Genomic DNA, 15,677 nt, shown 5'->3' on the forward strand with positions numbered 1-15,677 from the left:
GCGAGCGAGCGCCTGAACCGCCGGGGCTCGGGCGAATCGGGCGCGGCTCAGCGCGCCTGATAGGTGTGCTCGGTCGCCGGGAAGGTGCCGGCCCGGACCTCCTCGGCATAGGCCCGCACCGAATCCTCGATCTGGCTGCGCAGGGAGCCGAAGCTCTTCACGAATTTCGGCGCCCGGTCGCTCAGCCCCAGCATGTCCTCGAGGACGAGGATCTGGCCGTCGCACTCGGCGGTGGCGCCGATCCCGATGGTCGGGGCGGTGACGTCGGGGGAGCGCGCGATGGCGCGGGCCACGGGCTCCACGATGCCCTCGAGGACGATCGCGAAGGCGCCGGCCTCGCTGATCGCGCGGGCATCCTCCATCAGCTGGCGCTCGGCCTCGGCCCCGCGGCCCTGGACCCGGAAGCCGCCCATCGTATTCACCGATTGGGGGGTGAGCCCGATATGGCCCATCACCGGGACGCCGCGCTGGGTCAGGAACGCCACCGTGTCGGCGAAGCGCGCGCCGCCCTCCATCTTGATCGCCCCGGCGCCCGTCTCCTTCAGCACGCGGGCGGCGCTGAGGAAGGCCTGCTCGCGGCTCGCCTCGTAGGAGCCGAAGGGCATGTCGACGACCACGAGGGCGCGCGAGGTCCCGCGCATCACCGCCTGCGCCTGCAGGATCATCATCTCGAGGGTGACGGGCAGGGTCGATTCCATGCCGTGCATCACCATCCCGAGGGAATCGCCCACGAGGATGAAGTCGCAATAGGCGTCGAGGATGCTCGCCGTGTGGGCATGGTAGGCGGTGAGCGCGATGATCTTGCGGCCCTCGGCCTTGCTCCTGGCGAGGTCGATCGCGCGCAGGCGGCGGGATTGGACAACCTGGGACATCGCTCAAATACCCATCTCTCACGCGTGAGCGCCGGACCCCGCGCGGGCCTGCCCTCCAGGCTCCGTGCGCGGGCGCTCGGCGGCGCTTATACAACGCCGGAGACCGGGAATCTGCCGCGCGGCCGGCCGTTCGGGCGCCGGGCATGACAGATGCCCCCGCGGATCAAGGCCGGCGCGTCGCTGAAACAGGGGATGAGGGTCGCCCGGGAGGGGCCTGCGGCCGCGTGCAGATCATGGCGATGGCGTCGCCGGACCGATGCCCTTTGCGGGCGTTTCCTCCCGAGACTTCGGCCCCTCCGGGCCTGCCTTGTTTCCGCCACAACCGCGGCGGTGTCAACAGATCCGCGCGTGAGAAACGACCCCGAAGCTGCTGATACTTTAGGCGAAAACGGGGATGCGCACGCTTGCGGCAACGGCGGCGCCCGGCGGCGCAGATCCGGTCCCTCGCGGCCCCCCCGGGCCGGTGATCCGGGCCCGCAGGTTCGGCCGCCAAGGCCCCGGCGTCAGAGGGTTTTCTCGACGAGGCTCTCGATCCATTCCGGCTGCGTCTCGCCGACCGAGCGCCCGACCTCCTGCCGGCCCTTGTAGGCGATCAGGGTGCTCTGCTGGCGCGCATCGAAGCGGCGCAGCAGGGGCTTCTGCGTGTCGAAATCGATCTCGAGGAGGACGAGGTCCTTGAAGCGCGGATCGGCCCCGAGCTTGGCGAGGATCGGCTTCTGCGTCCGGCAGATCGGGCACCAGGGCGCCGACACCACGACGAGGACCGGTTTGCCGGCGGCCTGCGCCGCCTCGAAGGTCTCGGGGTCGAAGGGCTGGGCCGCCGCCGGGGCCGCGAGGCCTACCGCGACGAGGCCGGCCGCGAGCAGGGCGGCCACCGGGAAACGGAGGAAGCGACGGCGACCGATCATGGCGTGGCTGTCCTTGCGGGGGGCGCCTCAGCGCTGGGCGTCGCCCGCGGCGCGCGCGGCCCAGGCGGGATCAGGCTTGATCACCGCGGTCTCGTGCTTGTCCTGCCAGCCCTCGATCCCCTCGGGGAACCAGTGCACGCGGGTGTATCCCTTGAGGACGAGGCGCTTGGCCGCGTTCCAGCTGCCCCAGCAATCCGGGTGGCAGAAGGTGACGATGACCTTGCCCTTGTCGTTGCCCGTGAGGGCCGCGACGCGCTCGTAGAACAGGGCCTCGTGCGCCGGGTCCGTCGGCGCCGCGCCCGCATTCGGCATCCAGACGGCGCCCGGGACCGAGCGGTGCGCGGGCAGCCACGGGCGGTCGGCCGGGAAGTTCTGGGGCTTGCGGTCGGCGATTGCCACGTCGAGGAGCAGCGGCCCGCCGGGCATCAGCGCGTCGAGGGCGGCGATGTCGACGACCGTCGCCCCCGCGAGCGTCGCCGGGGTGTAGCCGTGCTGGGGCCCGGTCCAGATCCCGTCGGGCTCGGGCACGTTCAGGGGCGAATCGGCGGGGGCGGCCGCGAGAAGCAGGGCGGCCGCCAGGATCGTGGCGCCCCGCAGGGCGGCGCTCGGGACGCGGCGCATCGGCAAGCCCTCGCGGCGCCTCAGTTGCTCGGGGAGGGCGCCGTGAAGCTGTGCTCCCAGCGGCCGCCCTGGTTGTCCGTCGCCGCCACCGTGATCGGCCCCTTGCCGGCGGGGTTCAGGGCGAAGTTGATCACCGGGTTCGAGGCGATCGAGATGTCCCCGTCGAGGTCGAACACGGTCTGGCCGCCATAGGTCACCGAGACCGTCTGGATGTAGCGGGCCGGCGTGTAGTCGCGCGTAACCTGGTTCATCTGCATCCCCGAGAAGTTCGGGTGGCGGATCATCAGGGTCGCCTCCAACGGCTTGCCGGGCTGGCTCTCGGCGAACTTCATCTTCATGTCGCCCATGCCGCGCATGGCCTCCTCGTCGCTCATCCCCATCGGGGCGGAGCAGCCGCCGGAGGCCTTCACGAACTTCGTCGCCTCGACGAGGCGCCCGTCGGTCAGCTCCGCGACGGCGTGGACGTTGGTGTAGTTGTTGATCCGCACCCGCAGCCGCAGCTCACCCGGGTCCGCGGCCGGGCCGAAGCGGAAATGCGCCGCATAGGGCGAGGGGTTGTCGTCGATGACGAAGTGCACGCCCTTGATCCGGCCCTTGTCGGGCATCGTCAGGGTGATGGGCACCAGGGCCGCGTCGAGGGCGCGGGCGGGGGCGTCGATCTGGATCAGCGTGTCGGTCGGCTCGATCTTGCGCGCGCCGAAGATCGACTTGGCGATCTCGTCCCAGCGGGCCTGGCGCTCGGCATCCCCGTCCGAGGCGCCGGCGGCGCCGGCCGGCCCGTTGATGGCCGCGGCCGAGAGGGTCAGGCCCAGGGCGAGCAGGAGGGTGTTCTTCATGGCGTGTCTCCTCGATAGTCGATGTGGCCCCGGGGCTATTCCCACTCAAGTTCTTTGTAGGCCTGCGTGACGTTGCGGCCGTGATAAGTCTCGAACAGAACCCATCGCTCCCGCTCCGACTGCGCCACGGTTCCCACCGCGGCCTCGATCGGGATGTCGGCCGCGATCGCCTTGCGGGTCTCGTCGCGCAGGGCGGAGAGGTAACGCGTGAGATCGGCGAGCGCGGGCGCGACATCGACGATAGCGGGCCCGTGCCCGGGCACGGCGCGGCCGGCGCCGAGGCCCTTCAGCGCCTCGATCTCCTTGAGCCAGCCGATGAGGCTGCCGTCGAGGGAGGGCACGCGGTTGACGAACAGGAGGTCGGCCGGGAAGAGCAGGCCGCTCTCCGTATCGAGCATCGACAGGTCGCAGCTCGTATGGGCGGTGCCGTGCGCGGTCAGGCGCAGGCGGCGGTCGCCGAGGTCGATCTCGGCCCCGCCGGTCACGCTCTGGGTCGGGTAGACCACCTCACCGGCCCGGCCGGGCCCGAGGATCTCCTCGAGCCGCTTGCGGTAATACGCCCCGCGCGATTCGAGCGCCGGGCGCAGGGCGTGGTGGCCGATGACGTTCGGCGCATCCTCCGCGAAGGCGGCGGCGCCGAAGCAATGGTCCGGGTGGACGTGGCTGAGGACGACGTGGCGGATCGGCTTGTCCGTGCGCTTGCGGATCTCGGCCCGCAGGCGCTGGCCGTCGGCGAGGCTGCCCCCCGTCTCGGTGACGAGGACCCCGTCGCGCCCGATGACGAAGCCGATATTGGCGATGGCGTCGCCGTTCTCCGGCGTCGCCTCCTCGTGGGGGCCGCGGCGGACGAAGATGCCGGGGCCGACCTCCTTCAGGCGCAAGGGCTCGGCCGCGAAGCCGCGCGCCGGCAGGCAGCACAGGCAGAGGCCGCCGAACAGGGCCTCGCGGCGGGAGGCCCGCGCGCTCACGCCGCCACCCCGGGGGCGGCGGCCGATGCGGAGCAGGCGACGCGCGCCGGCATGCGTTTCCTTCCTGACTGCGTTCCGACCATTTAGTAGGTAGATTTTTCCGCGGTCAAGTGCGAGAACCGGATCACCGGCCGCCGCGCCCCCACGATTCCGCGAGGATCCCGCGAGCGCCGCCGCGGAATCGTCGATCGATGAGAGACACGCGCACCGAGTTGCTGATCGAGGCCGAGGCGCTGGTGCGCGGCCGCGGCTACGCGGGCTTCAGCTACGCCGACCTCGCGGCGGTGGTGGGGATCCGCAAGGCGAGCATCCACCACCATTTCCGCACCAAGGAGGATCTCGGTGCGGCCCTGGTCGCGGCCTATGCGGAGCGCTACGACGCGGCGCTGGTGCAGATCCTGGAGCTACATGCCGGCGGGGTCGCCCGCATCGAGGCCTATGGCCGGCTCTATCTCGGGGGCGTCGAGCAGGGACTCGGCTGCCTCTGCGCCGCCCTGGCGATCGAGGGCGAGGCCCTGCCGGAGCGGTTGCGCCGGGACATCGTGCGCTTCTTCGAGCACCACATCGCCTGGCTGGAGCGGGTCTTGCGCGCGGGTCAGGCGGACGGGAGCGTGCGGCCGAGCCTCGATCCCGCAATCCACGCCCGCTTCGTGGTCTCGACCCTGGAGGGCGCCCTGCTGATGGAGCGCCTTCTCGCCGGCCCCGCCGCCTTCGCGGGGACGCTGCGGGCGCTGAGCGAGAGCCTGCGCTAGGGGCTCGGATCCGGCGCCGGGCATGCGCCGGCCGGGTCCGCTCGACGGTCTCCGATGCCGCGGTGGCGACGCGCCCCTGGGGGCGCCCACGGTTGGCGCCCGGTTCGGAACCTGCAATCCTGGGTCCCGCGAGATCGGCGCGAGCCGAGGCGACGAGAGCGTGTCCGCGACCCGAGGCACGACGGTTCAACGAGGAGCGCGCAGGCGATGCCGACCTATACCGTCAAGACGGCGAATCTGGACCTCACGGACGCCCAGCGGCAGCAGATCGTGACGGCGATCACGGAGGCTCACAGCCGCAATACCGGCGCTCCGGGATACTTCGCGCAGGTCTTCTTCGAGGCCGCGGTGCCGGGGACGCACTTCATCGGCGGACGACCGAACGGCCTCCCTCACGTCTACGTGCACGGGCTGATCCGAGCGGGGCGCACCGCCGAGCAGAAGCGGGGCCTGCTCGCCGAGATCGGCGCCCGCGTCCACGAGGCGGCCGGAATCGAACGCGAGGACATCTGGGTCTATGTCCAGGACATCGTCCCCGAGCAGATGATCGAGTTCGGCCGCACGCTGCCGGAACCCGGGCAGGAGGCCGCGTGGCGCGAGGGCTTCTCGCCGGAGAAGGTCGCCGCCTTCGCGCGCGCCGGCGTGGCGGTCTGAGCGATGCACTACATCGCCTGGGCGGTTCTCGGGATGGTCGGCTACTCGACCGTGACCCTGATGGTGAAACTCGCGACGCGCACCGGCGACCTGAACGCCTTCGCGGTCCTCGCCATCGCGACCTCGATGGTGGCCGTGGCCGCCGTGATCAACGCCTGGTTCAGCGGCAGCTTCGCCGGAAAGGCCTTCGTCGATTTCGCCAAGCCCGGAGCGCTCTACGCCTACGCGGCGGGCCTTGCGCTCACGATCGCGGTCGGCTCGCTCTTCAAGGGCCTGTCGCTGGGTCCGGCCAGCATCGTCGTGCCGGTCTACGGCATGTTCATCGTCGGCGGCGCGCTGCTGGGGATCGTCGTCCTCGGCGAGCCGGTGACGGCGAAGCGCGCGATCGGGATGGTGCTCGCGGTCGCGGGCGTCCTGCTCGTCGCATCCTGAGATTCCGTCCGCAGCCGACGCCACCCGGACGCTTCGATCCGCGCGTTGCAGTGACTCGAACAGGGAGACGGCGGACCCACTCTCACGCGTTCCGGCTGAGCCTTTCTAAGGGTCAGGCGCCGGCTGGGCCACGTCTCCTGCCGTCATCGCGGGCGGGCCGCGTGTCGCGATCCTGCGCGCTGGCCGGCAGGGCAGCGTGCGGCAAGACGGGCCCTCGGCATCGACCAGGGCCGCGCGTCGGCGCCCGATCGTGTCGGCCGCAGCGCCTCACGCCGCCTCCGCGCGATACCGCGAATACCCCTTCGCCCGGAGGTCGCAGGCCGGGCAGGTGCCGCAGCCATAGCCCCAGGCGTGGCGCTGGCCGCGCTCGCCCCGGTAGCAGGTGTGGCTGTCCTCCACGATGAGGTCCACGAGGGGCTGACCCCCGAGCCTGTCCGCGAGGCGCCAGGTCTCCGCCTTGTCGATCCACATCAGCGGGGTGTGGAGCACGAAGCGGCGGTCCATCCCGAGATTGAGCGCAACCTGCAGCGCCTTGATGGTGTCGTCGCGGCAATCGGGATAGCCGGAGAAATCCGTCTCGCACATGCCGCCGACGAGGTGGCGCAGCCCGCGCCGGTAGGCGAGCGCCGCCGCGAAGGTCAGGAACACGAGGTTGCGGCCCGGCACGAAGGTGTTCGGCAGGCCGCTCGCCTCGAAGCCGATCTCGGTCTCGCGGGTCAGCGCCGTCTCGGAGACGGCCCCGAGGGCGTCGAGCGAGAGCGTGTGGTCCTCGCCGAGGCGGCCGGCCCAGTCCGGGTCGATCCGGCCCAGGCCCGCCCGCAGGCGCCCCCGGCCGTCGAGCTCGACCCGGTGGCGCTGGCCGTAATCGAAGCCCAGCGTCTCGACGCGGGGGAAGCGCGCCAGCGCCCAGGCGAGGCAGGTGGTCGAATCCTGCCCGCCCGAGAACAGGACCAGCGCGCCGTCATCGCTCATCGCCTCACCCCCCTCGCTGATCCGCGCTTTCCTCGCCGCGCATTCACCGGCTCGCGCTCACGCGCCCTCGTACTCGGCCCAGGACATCGGCGTCTCGTAGATCCGCACCGCGCTGAGGCCCGGAAGCTCCGGCTTCGTCCGATGCCAGATCCAGGCCGCGATGGTCTCGGCGGTGGGGTTCTCCAGGCCCTCGACCTCGTTGAGGCAATGGTGGTCGAGGCGCCCGAGGAGCGGCGCGAAGACCCGCTCGACCTCGTAGAAATCCACGATCCAGCCGGTCTGGGGATCGACCTCGCCGCCGACCGTCAGCTCGACCCGGTAGGAATGGCCGTGCATCCGGGCGCAGCGATGCCCCTCGGGCACGTTCGGCAGGCGGTGGGCCGCCTCGAAGGTGAAGGCCTGGGTGATCTTCGTCATGCCTGGTCTCGTGTCTGGTCTCGTGTCTGGTCGCTGGCCCGGTCCCTTGCCCGGTCGCTGGCCCGGTCCCTTGCCCGGTCTCTTGCCCGGGGTCCCTTGCCCGGTCTCTTGCCCTGTGTCTTGGCCGGCGCCCGCGCCTGCGCGTCGGCCCGCGTTCAGGGGATCCCGATCAGCTTGTGGGTCTGCAGCGAGAGCCGCCAGCGGGCATGCGCCCGGCAATAGGCGACGGCCGCCCCGGTATTGGCGACGCGCTCGGGTCCGTCCATAGGCTGCAGCCAGCGGTGGCGGAAGTCGAGGTTGGCGAAATCGTCCGGGTCGAGCCCGGCCTGCGGGAAGACGAGCTTCAGTTCGTGGCCGCTCGCCTGGACCAGGGGATTGCCGGCCTTCGGGCTGACGCAGATCCAGTCGATCCCCGTGGGCGCGGGGAGCGTGCCGTTCGTCTCCACCGCGAGGGTGAAGCCGTGGGCGTGCACCGCCGCGACCAGGGCCGCGTCGAGCTGCAGCAGCGGCTCGCCCCCGGTGAAGACCACGTAGCGCTCGTGCTCGCCCCCCTCCCAGGTCCGGGCGATCGCCCCGGCGAGGTCGTCGGCCGTGGCGAAGCGCCCGCCGCCCTCGCCGTCCATCCCGACGAAGTCCGTGTCGCAGAAGCGGCAGGCCGCGCCGGCGCGGTCCTCCTCGCGCCCCGACCAGAGGTTGCAGCCCGAGAAGCGGCAGAACACCGCCGCGCGGCCCGCCTGCGCGCCCTCGCCCTGCAGGGTGTGAAAGAGTTCCTTGACCGCGTACGCCATCGTTCCGTCGTGCCGCCGCGCCCGCCCGCGGCCGGCGCCTGCCGTGTCCCTGCAGAAACGCGAGGTTCGCCCTGCACATAGGCCGAGGCGCGCCGGGACGCCACCGGGCAGCCGTCGCGCAGCCACCGGACAGCCATGCGGCCGGCGCCGCCCCGCAGCCGCGGCGGCGCGCGAACCCGCCATCCTCTCGCCACGGTGGCCGCGTTGAACTCGGCCGCGGTGCGGCGGATGCTGTGCGTTCGGCGGGGATGGTCCCGCCGCCCGGACTCGCCGAAGCTTAGCCGTTGATCTACCTTGCCTTTGGACGGTCCGGCGCGGGGGCGCTGCCGGATCGGCGGACCTTCTCGAGACAGGCCTGATGTCGAATCGAATCCTGAAGCGCTTCGTCCTGAGCCTCGCCACGCTGGCGGGCCTGGTGGGGGCGGGCGCGGCCGGCGCCGTGACGGCACCGATCCTCGTCGTCGAGGTCGATTCCGGCAAGGTGATCTACGCGCAGGGCGCGACGGACCCGTGGTATCCGGCCTCGATCACCAAGCTGATGACCGCCTACGTCGCCCTCGACCTGGTGCGGCAGGGCAAGGTCTCCCTCGATTCGCTGATCACGATCTCGCCGGCCGCCGCCGCCGAGCCGCCCTCGAAGATGGGCTTCAAGCCCGGCACCCAGCTCACCCTCGACAACGCCCTCAAGATCATCATGGTCAAGTCGGCCAACGACGTGGCCTGGGCGATCGGCGAGAATCTCGGCGGCTCGATCGAGGGCTTCGCCGACCTGATGAACGAGACCGCCCGCCGCATCGGCATGCGCGAGAGCCGGTGGTTCAACCCGAACGGCCTGCCCGACCCGCGCCAGTGGACCTCGGCCCGCGACATGGCCGTCCTCGGCCGGGCGCTCCTGCGCGACTTCCCCGATTCGCGGGGCCTGTTCTCGATCTCGGCGATCCAGTTCGGCCGCGCGGTGATGGCCAACCACAACGGGCTCCTCGGCCGCTATGCCGGGGCGGACGGGATGAAGACCGGCTTCATCTGCTCGGGCGGCTTCAACGTGGTGGCGAGCGCGACGCGCAACGGCCGCCGCCTCCTCACCGTGGTGATGGGCCAGCCGAGCGCCCGCGAGCGCGACATCCGGGCCGCCGACCTGTTCGATTACGGCTTCGGCCAGTCGACGGGCTGGACCAACCAGAGCCTCGATGCGCTGGCGGCCTCCTCGGTCACCGAGGCGCCGGACATGCGCCCCTACATCTGCGACAGGCGCAAGCCGATGCCGGTGGACGAGGGGCAGGGCGCTCTGACGGCGAGCGTGCCGGGCGCCGGCGTCGACAACGCCAACGCGCAGCTGATGGCGGCGGCCGCCCCCCCGGCCTCGGCCCTCGCCTTCGCGACGCTGAACAGCGCGGCCCTGCGCAGCCGCACCCTGCCGCCCCGGGCGCCGCTGCAGCCGATCCTGGTCTGGATCGGCCGCGATCCGGCCGAGGGCCAGATCATGCTGAACGCCCAGGAGGAGGCGCAGAAGGCCGAGCGCAACGCCGCCCGCACGGCGAAGCTCGAAGCCCTGAAAGTCAGGCGCGAGGCCGCCCGCGAGGCGGCGCGCCTCGCCAAGGCGGAGAAGGCCGAGAAGGCCGCCGCGCAGCCGAAGCAGGCCGCCAAGGCGGAAGCCAAATCAGAGGCCAAGGCAGAGGCCAAGGCGGGGACGAAGCCGAAGGCGGTCGCCCGGAGCTCCGGCGTGCCCAAGGCCGCCACCGCCTACACCTCCGTCGAGGCCAAGCCGGCGATCCCGCAGGCCAAGGCCGCCACCAAGCCGCACGCCGCAAACAAGGCTGCGGCGAAACCTGCGGCGAAGGCCGATTCGAAGGCTGAGCCGAAGCCCGCGGCCAGGAAGCCGGGTGCGCAGGCCAAGGCCAGGGAGTGAGGCGCGGTTCCGCACGCCGAGCGCGTGGTTTCGCACGCCGAGCGCGTGGTTTCGCACGCCGAACGCGTGGTTTCGCACGCCGAACGCGTGGTTCCGCGCCTCGAAAGCGCGGAACCCTTCATGATTTGTTCCAAGGATTGAGCCCGGCCGCGCGGCGGTCTAGGCCGGTCGCATGACCGATTCCCCCGCCCGCCCTGAACCGATTCCGCTCACGATCCTGACCGGCTTCCTCGGGGCCGGGAAGACCACGCTGCTCAACCGCCTCCTGGGCGACCCGGCCTTCGCCGACACGGTCGTGATCGTGAACGAATTCGGCGAGATCGGCCTCGACCACCTCCTGATCGAGGCGGTCGACGAAGACATGATTCTGCTCGGCGCCGGCTGCCTCTGCTGCACCGTCCGGGGCGACCTCGTCGCCACCCTCGAAGATCTCCTCCGCAAGCGCGACAACGCCCGCATCCGCCCCTTCCGCCGCGTCGTGATCGAGACGACGGGCCTCGCCGACCCGGCGCCGATCCTGCACGCGCTGATCTACCATCCCTATCTGGTGATGCGGTACCGGTTGCAGGGCGTCGTCACCGTGGTGGACGCCGTCAACGGCCGCGCCACCCTCGACGCGCACCCGGAGGCCCTGCGCCAAGCCGCTGTCGCGGATAGGATAATTCTCACGAAAACGGAGCTCGACGAGACCGGTCCGGCCGAGGCCGGCGCCCTGCGCGAACGCCTCCGCGCCCTCAATCCGGCGGCCCCGATCGATGCGCCGGACGTGCCCGCCGAGACGCTGCTCGGCGGCTTCTTCGGCCTCGACGGCAAGAGCGCGGACGTGCGCGACTGGCTCGGCGCCGAGGAGGTCGCGGCCCACGCGCACGGCCACGGCCACCACGACGTCAACCGGCACGACGCCTCGATTCGCGCTTTTTCGCTCACGAGCGACGGTCCGGTCTCGCGCGCCTCGCTCGAGATGTTTCTCGATCTCCTGCGCTCCAGCCAAGGCGCAAAATTGTTGCGTCTGAAAGGTTTGGTCGCTTTGAAGGAGGATCCGGACCGTCCCGTCGTGGTCCACGGCGTCCAGCACGTCATGCACATCCCCGTCACGCTGCCCGCCTGGCCCGACGACGATCGGCGCTCGCGCCTCGTGCTGATCGTCCGCGACCTCGAGCCGGCCTTCGTGCAGAACCTGTGGGACGCGTTCCTGGGACGCCCGCGCATCGATGCGCCGGATGCCGCCGCCCTCACGGCCAACCCGCTCGCGATCCCGGGCACCTGACCCGGTTCGGGGCGACTCGCGCCGGCATCATCCTTGATCCCCGACCCGCAGATGGCGCCCAGGCGGCGCCGGGTCGTCCCGGATCGGGACGCCGCAGGCAAGCGGGATGGTCACGATGCGTCAGGGTTTCAGGGTCATCGCGGGCGGGCGCTCGCCCATGGAAGGCACCGCGCACGCGGACCCGATCGGCTGGCGCGTCGACCTCGCGCCGGCGGATGCGGTCACATCGGGCACGATCGCGGCCTGGCGCGCGCTCCTCACGCGCAGCGGCGAGCAGGCGCCGCATTTCGCTGATCCGGACTACGTCCTGCCCGCTTTCCGGCACCTGGCACCGGGACGCCATCTCGCCCTCGCGCTGGCCTGGGGACAGCATGCGGGCGGGTCGGAGACGCTCCACGGCATCGTGCCCCTCGTGCTCCCGTCTTCGCTCTGGCGCGCGCGGCGCGCGGCCCCGTGGCAGCCTCCGGGCCTCACCGGGCAGGCGGTCCACCTGATCGACGGGCGCTACACCTCCGCCGTCGATGCGGCCCTGCGCACGCATCTCGCCTCGGCGCCCCGGCCCCTGACCCTCGCGGAGATCCCAGCCGGTCCCATGCGGGAAACGGAGCGGCCCTCGCTCCGGCTCCTCGAAACACGTCCCGCGACGCGGGCTCGGACGGTTCCGGCGCACAGGCTGGTGGCGATCGGCGCGCGGGCGAATCAGGCGGTGCAGGAGATCGAACGAATATCCGAGCCGAGCCGCATCCGCGACGCGGTTGAAACATTCTTGCTCCTGGATGCCCAGTCCTCGCGAACGCCGATCGTGGCCGACCCGTCGGAGGCCGCGATGCTGCGTGTCGTGACGCGCCTCTTCGCAAAAAGACGTCAAGTCAGCATCGATCTCGGGCGTCGCCGCGGCGAAGTCGTCTCAGGCGCGGTCCGGCTCGGCGCCGGGGACCGGGCCGTGACATGGCGGCAAGCCGGCTTCTCGGCCGGGGGTTAGATGCGCCTATTCCTCCTCGCCGAACCTGTCGGCGAGAAGCGCCTCGATCGCGTCGAGACAGGCCTCGGCATCCATTCCGACCGCCGTCACGGCGATCGAGGTGCCCTGGGCCGCACCGAGGGTCAGGAGACCCATGATCGAGCGGCCCCCGACGGTCTCGCCGGAGCGCGTCACCGTGACGGTGGCATTAAAACGTTCAACGGTCTGCACGAACTTGGCGGACGCGCGCGCATGCAGGCCGCGACGATTGATGATCGGGAGAATCCGCAGATAGCCGCCCTCGGGCACCGGCGGCAGTTCATCGTCGAGGTCGAAGGCTTCAGTCATCGGATTCGCGCGCTTCCTCGGCTCGTGCCCGGGCGTCTCCCAACACCCGTTGGCAGGCTCTCAACGGCTCAACCGCCCCGAACCTGGCGGCTTTGGCTAATCAAAGGAAAGGGGCGGCGTAAAGGCTATTTGCCGGCAAGAACGCGCGAAGCGACGTTGATGTACTTCCGGCCGGCCTCCTGGGCGTGCAGCACGGCATCGCCGAGAGATTCTTCGTCGCGGACACTGGCCAGCTTGATCAGCATCGGCAGGTTGATTCCAGCGACCACCTCGACGGCGCCACCGTTCATACAGGACAGTGCGAGATTAGAGGGCGTTCCGCCGAACATGTCGGTCAGCACGACGACGCCATTGCCGGAATTGACCCGGCATACCGCGGACATGATGTCCCGGCGTCGCAGCTCCATATCGTCTTCCGGCCCGATCGTGATCGTCTCGATCTGATCCTGCGGGCCGACCACATGCTCAAGCGCGGCCTTGAACTCGGTCGCGAGCAATCCGTGGGTGACGAGCACCATTCCAATCATCGACGCGTTTTCCGACGCCCTGTGAGCGGAGCCGCCATTTTGTGCACCGCAGGAAGATGCGCAAGGCGGTCGCGACGTTTTGCTCGAAACGACGTCATCATCATGCCACGCATGGCGACACCGCGCTATGGGGCGTCGGGCTCTCGCCGGAAGAGAGCGGCCGGGTGCGACTGCGAAGCAACGGCGACTGCATCCTGTACGAGACGTGGTGCCAATCCCGACAACCTCAGATTTCGATCGAGCACGAGGCGGGACAGGCGGATTCCGAGGATCTCGCAGGCGATGCAGGACGCATCGGGGAGACGCGGCGCCACCTCGACGAGATCGACGACGAGGTGCACCGTGCTGTCCGCAAGCGCGTCGGTACGATGCAGACCGAGGCCCCGGATCTCGATGAGGCCCGCGATCGCAGGGTGCGGATGGGCAACAACGCGTCCGTTCCGTACGCTCAAGCGCACGCGGTCGTCTCCGACCAGCGCTGCCGGACGTCCCTCCTGCGCGGCGCGATCGAGCAGGAGAAGCGCCAGGGTCGATTTTCCCGCCCCTGCCTCGCCCCGGATCAGCACGCCGGCCCCTCCGAGCGCGAGGCAGGTGGCATGAATCGTTTCATCACCCGTGACGGACACGCTCACGCCGCCGCGGCCTGCCGCGGAGCCGCCGGCAGGCGGACGATGAATCGGGCCCCGCGCACCGTCGGCTGCCCCTCCTCATCGGCGGGGCCGGGTCGGTTCTCGGCGCGGATCGAGCCGCGATGCGCCTGAACGATCTGGCGCGAGATGGAGAGACCGAGGCCGGAATTCTGGCCGAAGCCCTGCTCCGGACGATCGGTGTAGAAGCGCTCGAAGATGCGCTCCAGGGCATGCTCGGGGATGCCCGGCCCCTCATCCTCGCAGATCAGCTCGATCTCGTTGCGCACGCGGCGGAGCGCGACCCGCACCTTGGCGTCGGATGGCGAGAACGAGCGGGCATTGTCGAGCAGGTTGTTCACCACCTGACCGAGGCGGCTGTCGTGACCGATGATGCCGAAGGGATTTTCCTGATCCGCCGGCGCCTCGATGTCGAGCTGGATCAGTGCGTCCTTGGAGCGTCGCCGCTCATTGGCCACCGAGACCACGGTGGTGAGGAGCTTGCGGATGTCCACCCGGCGGGCCTCGGCCCGGGCGAGTTCGGCGTCGAGGCGCGAGGCATCGGAGATGTCGCTGATCAGCCGATCGAGGCGCTTCACGTCGTGCTGGATGATCTCCATCAGACGCCCGCGGGACTCGTCGCTCTTCGCGAGGGGCAATGTCTCGACGGCGCTGCGCAAGGACGTCAGCGGGTTCTTCAGTTCGTGGCTGACATCGGCCGCGAAGCTCTCGATGGCGTCGATGCGTCGGTAGAGCGCCTGCGTCATGTCCCGCAGCGCGCCCGATAGATGACCAATCTCGTCGGTCCGGTTCGTGAAGTCGGGGATCTCCTGGCGCGACTTGATGCCCATGCGAACCTTCTCAGCCGCGTCGGCGAGGCGCCGCACCGGGCCCGCGATGGCGCCCGCGAGCAGGATCGAGAGAACCACCATCACGAGGGCCGCCACGAGGAAGACCTGGACGAGACCGAAGCGCTCCGAAGCGATGACGCGATCAATCGCATCGCCCTGCGTCGAGAGCATGAGGGCGCCGCGGACGCTTCCGCCGCGCTGGATCGGAACCGCCACCGAGACCGTGGTCTCGCCGATCTCGTTGCGCCGCACGATGTTGCCGCGGGCGCCGCTCATCGCCGCCTGAACCTCGCGCAGGGAGCGGCCATTGACGGGGCCGACCTCTTCCTGCTTGCGGACACGCTCCCCGAAGATCCCGAAGACGCGGGTCTGGGCCCAGTCGAAGACCTGCTCCAGAAAATTGTGCTTCTGCGGGCGGACAGCGCTCTGATCAGCGCGGTTGATGTCGCCGCGGGCATAGAGGGAGCGGGTGTCGAAGAGCAGCCCGCCTTCCTGATCATAGACCCGCGCCCGGTTGCCCGTCGGCGTCACGAGGCGGCGCAAAAGCGGGGCGACCCGCTCGGGATTCAGCGAGAAGGCGAGCGGAGAAGGATTTTCGTCGATCGCCGCACCCTCCCCGGCCTGCTGTTGCAGGAGCTTGTCCGGGTCGATCCGGATCGTGTCCGTGTCGACGGAGGCCGAGGAGGCGATCGCGCCCGCGATGATCTCGCCCTGGATCAGCAGGCTCTGCACCCGCGCCTGAATCAGCCCCTGACGGAACTGGTTCAGATAGAGGAACCCGAGCAGGAGGACGATCAGACCGACGAGGTTGAGGACGACGATCCGGCGCGTGAGGCTCGACGAGGCACGCTGACCGATCGCATGCCACACGGCGCGCGGCCAATTCAGGGGGCCGCGGCGCACATCGTCTTCGTCTTGGCTTCGCACGGTGGTCCCGAACAGGGGTGATAGCATCGCTGGCGCGGATACAC

At 70.5% G+C, this 15,677-nt stretch carries 18 protein-coding genes; 6 read left to right on the forward strand and 12 right to left on the reverse strand.

Features of this window, described 5'->3' with window-relative positions; genetic code table 11:
* Positions 1–47: 47 nt before the first annotated feature.
* The 5 genes from panB to F6X51_RS09840 form a co-directional block, all read right to left on the reverse strand.
* Entirely contained in the window at positions 48–872 is an 825-nt protein-coding gene (panB, locus tag F6X51_RS09820; protein WP_150963050.1) for a 3-methyl-2-oxobutanoate hydroxymethyltransferase, read from the reverse strand.
* 503 nt (positions 873–1,375) lie between these two features.
* Complete coding sequence (locus F6X51_RS09825; RefSeq protein WP_150963051.1) at positions 1,376–1,780, reverse strand: thioredoxin family protein; 405 nt, start codon at positions 1,778–1,780, stop codon at positions 1,376–1,378.
* A gap of 27 nt (positions 1,781–1,807) precedes the next feature.
* A complete protein-coding gene (locus tag F6X51_RS09830) occupies positions 1,808–2,401 on the reverse strand; it encodes a rhodanese-like domain-containing protein (protein WP_150963052.1) in 594 nt (197 codons plus the stop codon).
* Positions 2,402–2,421: 20 nt separating this feature from the next.
* Complete coding sequence (locus tag F6X51_RS09835; RefSeq protein WP_150963053.1) at positions 2,422–3,237, reverse strand: quinoprotein dehydrogenase-associated SoxYZ-like carrier; 816 nt, start codon at positions 3,235–3,237, stop codon at positions 2,422–2,424.
* A 35-nt stretch (positions 3,238–3,272) separates the two neighbouring features.
* Positions 3,273–4,205, reverse strand: coding sequence for a quinoprotein relay system zinc metallohydrolase 2 (locus tag F6X51_RS09840; protein ID WP_150963055.1), 933 nt, complete (start codon positions 4,203–4,205; stop codon positions 3,273–3,275).
* A 191-nt stretch (positions 4,206–4,396) separates the two neighbouring features.
* On the opposite strand from F6X51_RS09840, the gene F6X51_RS09845 reads away from it, so the two are divergent.
* From F6X51_RS09845 to F6X51_RS09855, 3 genes are all read left to right on the forward strand, one after another.
* Positions 4,397–4,957 (forward strand): TetR/AcrR family transcriptional regulator, encoded by a 561-nt coding sequence (locus tag F6X51_RS09845; RefSeq protein ID WP_150963057.1) that lies wholly within the window; start codon positions 4,397–4,399, stop codon positions 4,955–4,957.
* Between the two features lie 207 nt (positions 4,958–5,164).
* Entirely contained in the window at positions 5,165–5,611 is a 447-nt protein-coding gene (locus tag F6X51_RS09850; RefSeq protein ID WP_150963059.1) for a tautomerase family protein, read from the forward strand.
* 3 nt (positions 5,612–5,614) lie between these two features.
* On the forward strand, positions 5,615–6,043 hold the full coding sequence (locus F6X51_RS09855) for an EamA family transporter (RefSeq protein ID WP_150963061.1): 429 nt from the start codon (positions 5,615–5,617) through the stop codon (positions 6,041–6,043).
* A 267-nt stretch (positions 6,044–6,310) separates the two neighbouring features.
* Here F6X51_RS09855 and queC read toward each other — a convergent pair whose 3' ends face one another.
* The 3 genes from queC to queE form a co-directional block, all read right to left on the reverse strand.
* Entirely contained in the window at positions 6,311–7,015 is a 705-nt protein-coding gene (queC, locus tag F6X51_RS09860; RefSeq protein ID WP_150963063.1) for a 7-cyano-7-deazaguanine synthase QueC, read from the reverse strand.
* Between the two features lie 57 nt (positions 7,016–7,072).
* On the reverse strand, positions 7,073–7,432 hold the full coding sequence (queD, locus tag F6X51_RS09865) for a 6-carboxytetrahydropterin synthase QueD (protein ID WP_150963065.1): 360 nt from the start codon (positions 7,430–7,432) through the stop codon (positions 7,073–7,075).
* A 155-nt stretch (positions 7,433–7,587) separates the two neighbouring features.
* A complete protein-coding gene (gene queE / locus F6X51_RS09870; RefSeq protein WP_150963067.1) occupies positions 7,588–8,220 on the reverse strand; it encodes a 7-carboxy-7-deazaguanine synthase in 633 nt (210 codons plus the stop codon).
* A 358-nt stretch (positions 8,221–8,578) separates the two neighbouring features.
* Here queE and F6X51_RS09875 point away from each other — a divergent pair, with 358 nt between their 5' ends.
* From F6X51_RS09875 to F6X51_RS09885, 3 genes are all read left to right on the forward strand, one after another.
* Positions 8,579–10,126: a D-alanyl-D-alanine carboxypeptidase family protein gene (locus tag F6X51_RS09875; RefSeq protein ID WP_150963069.1), complete on the forward strand. Its 1,548-nt coding sequence runs from the start codon at positions 8,579–8,581 to the stop codon at positions 10,124–10,126.
* 172 nt (positions 10,127–10,298) lie between these two features.
* The gene (locus tag F6X51_RS09880) at positions 10,299–11,393 is read left to right on the forward strand and encodes a CobW family GTP-binding protein (RefSeq protein WP_150963071.1); all 1,095 of its coding nucleotides are present in this window, start codon (positions 10,299–10,301) and stop codon (positions 11,391–11,393) included.
* 115 nt (positions 11,394–11,508) lie between these two features.
* Positions 11,509–12,375, forward strand: coding sequence for a GNAT family N-acetyltransferase (locus tag F6X51_RS09885; RefSeq protein WP_150963073.1), 867 nt, complete (start codon positions 11,509–11,511; stop codon positions 12,373–12,375).
* 6 nt (positions 12,376–12,381) lie between these two features.
* Here F6X51_RS09885 and F6X51_RS09890 read toward each other — a convergent pair whose 3' ends face one another.
* The 4 genes from F6X51_RS09890 to F6X51_RS09905 all read right to left on the reverse strand — a co-directional run bounded on the left by F6X51_RS09890 (position 12,382) and on the right by F6X51_RS09905 (position 15,660).
* The gene (locus tag F6X51_RS09890) at positions 12,382–12,702 is read right to left on the reverse strand and encodes an HPr family phosphocarrier protein (RefSeq protein WP_150963075.1); all 321 of its coding nucleotides are present in this window, start codon (positions 12,700–12,702) and stop codon (positions 12,382–12,384) included.
* A 125-nt stretch (positions 12,703–12,827) separates the two neighbouring features.
* Positions 12,828–13,229, reverse strand: coding sequence for a PTS sugar transporter subunit IIA (locus F6X51_RS09895; RefSeq protein WP_150963077.1), 402 nt, complete (start codon positions 13,227–13,229; stop codon positions 12,828–12,830).
* 125 nt (positions 13,230–13,354) lie between these two features.
* A complete protein-coding gene (locus F6X51_RS09900) occupies positions 13,355–13,861 on the reverse strand; it encodes an HPr kinase/phosphorylase (protein ID WP_150963079.1) in 507 nt (168 codons plus the stop codon).
* Complete coding sequence (locus F6X51_RS09905) at positions 13,858–15,660, reverse strand: sensor histidine kinase (RefSeq protein WP_150963081.1); 1,803 nt, start codon at positions 15,658–15,660, stop codon at positions 13,858–13,860. Before F6X51_RS09905 ends, F6X51_RS09900 begins: the two co-directional genes overlap by 4 nt.
* Positions 15,661–15,677: the final 17 nt, after the last annotated feature.

Origin of the sequence: Methylobacterium planeticum, assembly GCF_008806345.1 — a bacterium.
Classification (GTDB): Bacteria; Pseudomonadota; Alphaproteobacteria; order Rhizobiales; family Beijerinckiaceae; genus Methylobacterium; species Methylobacterium planeticum.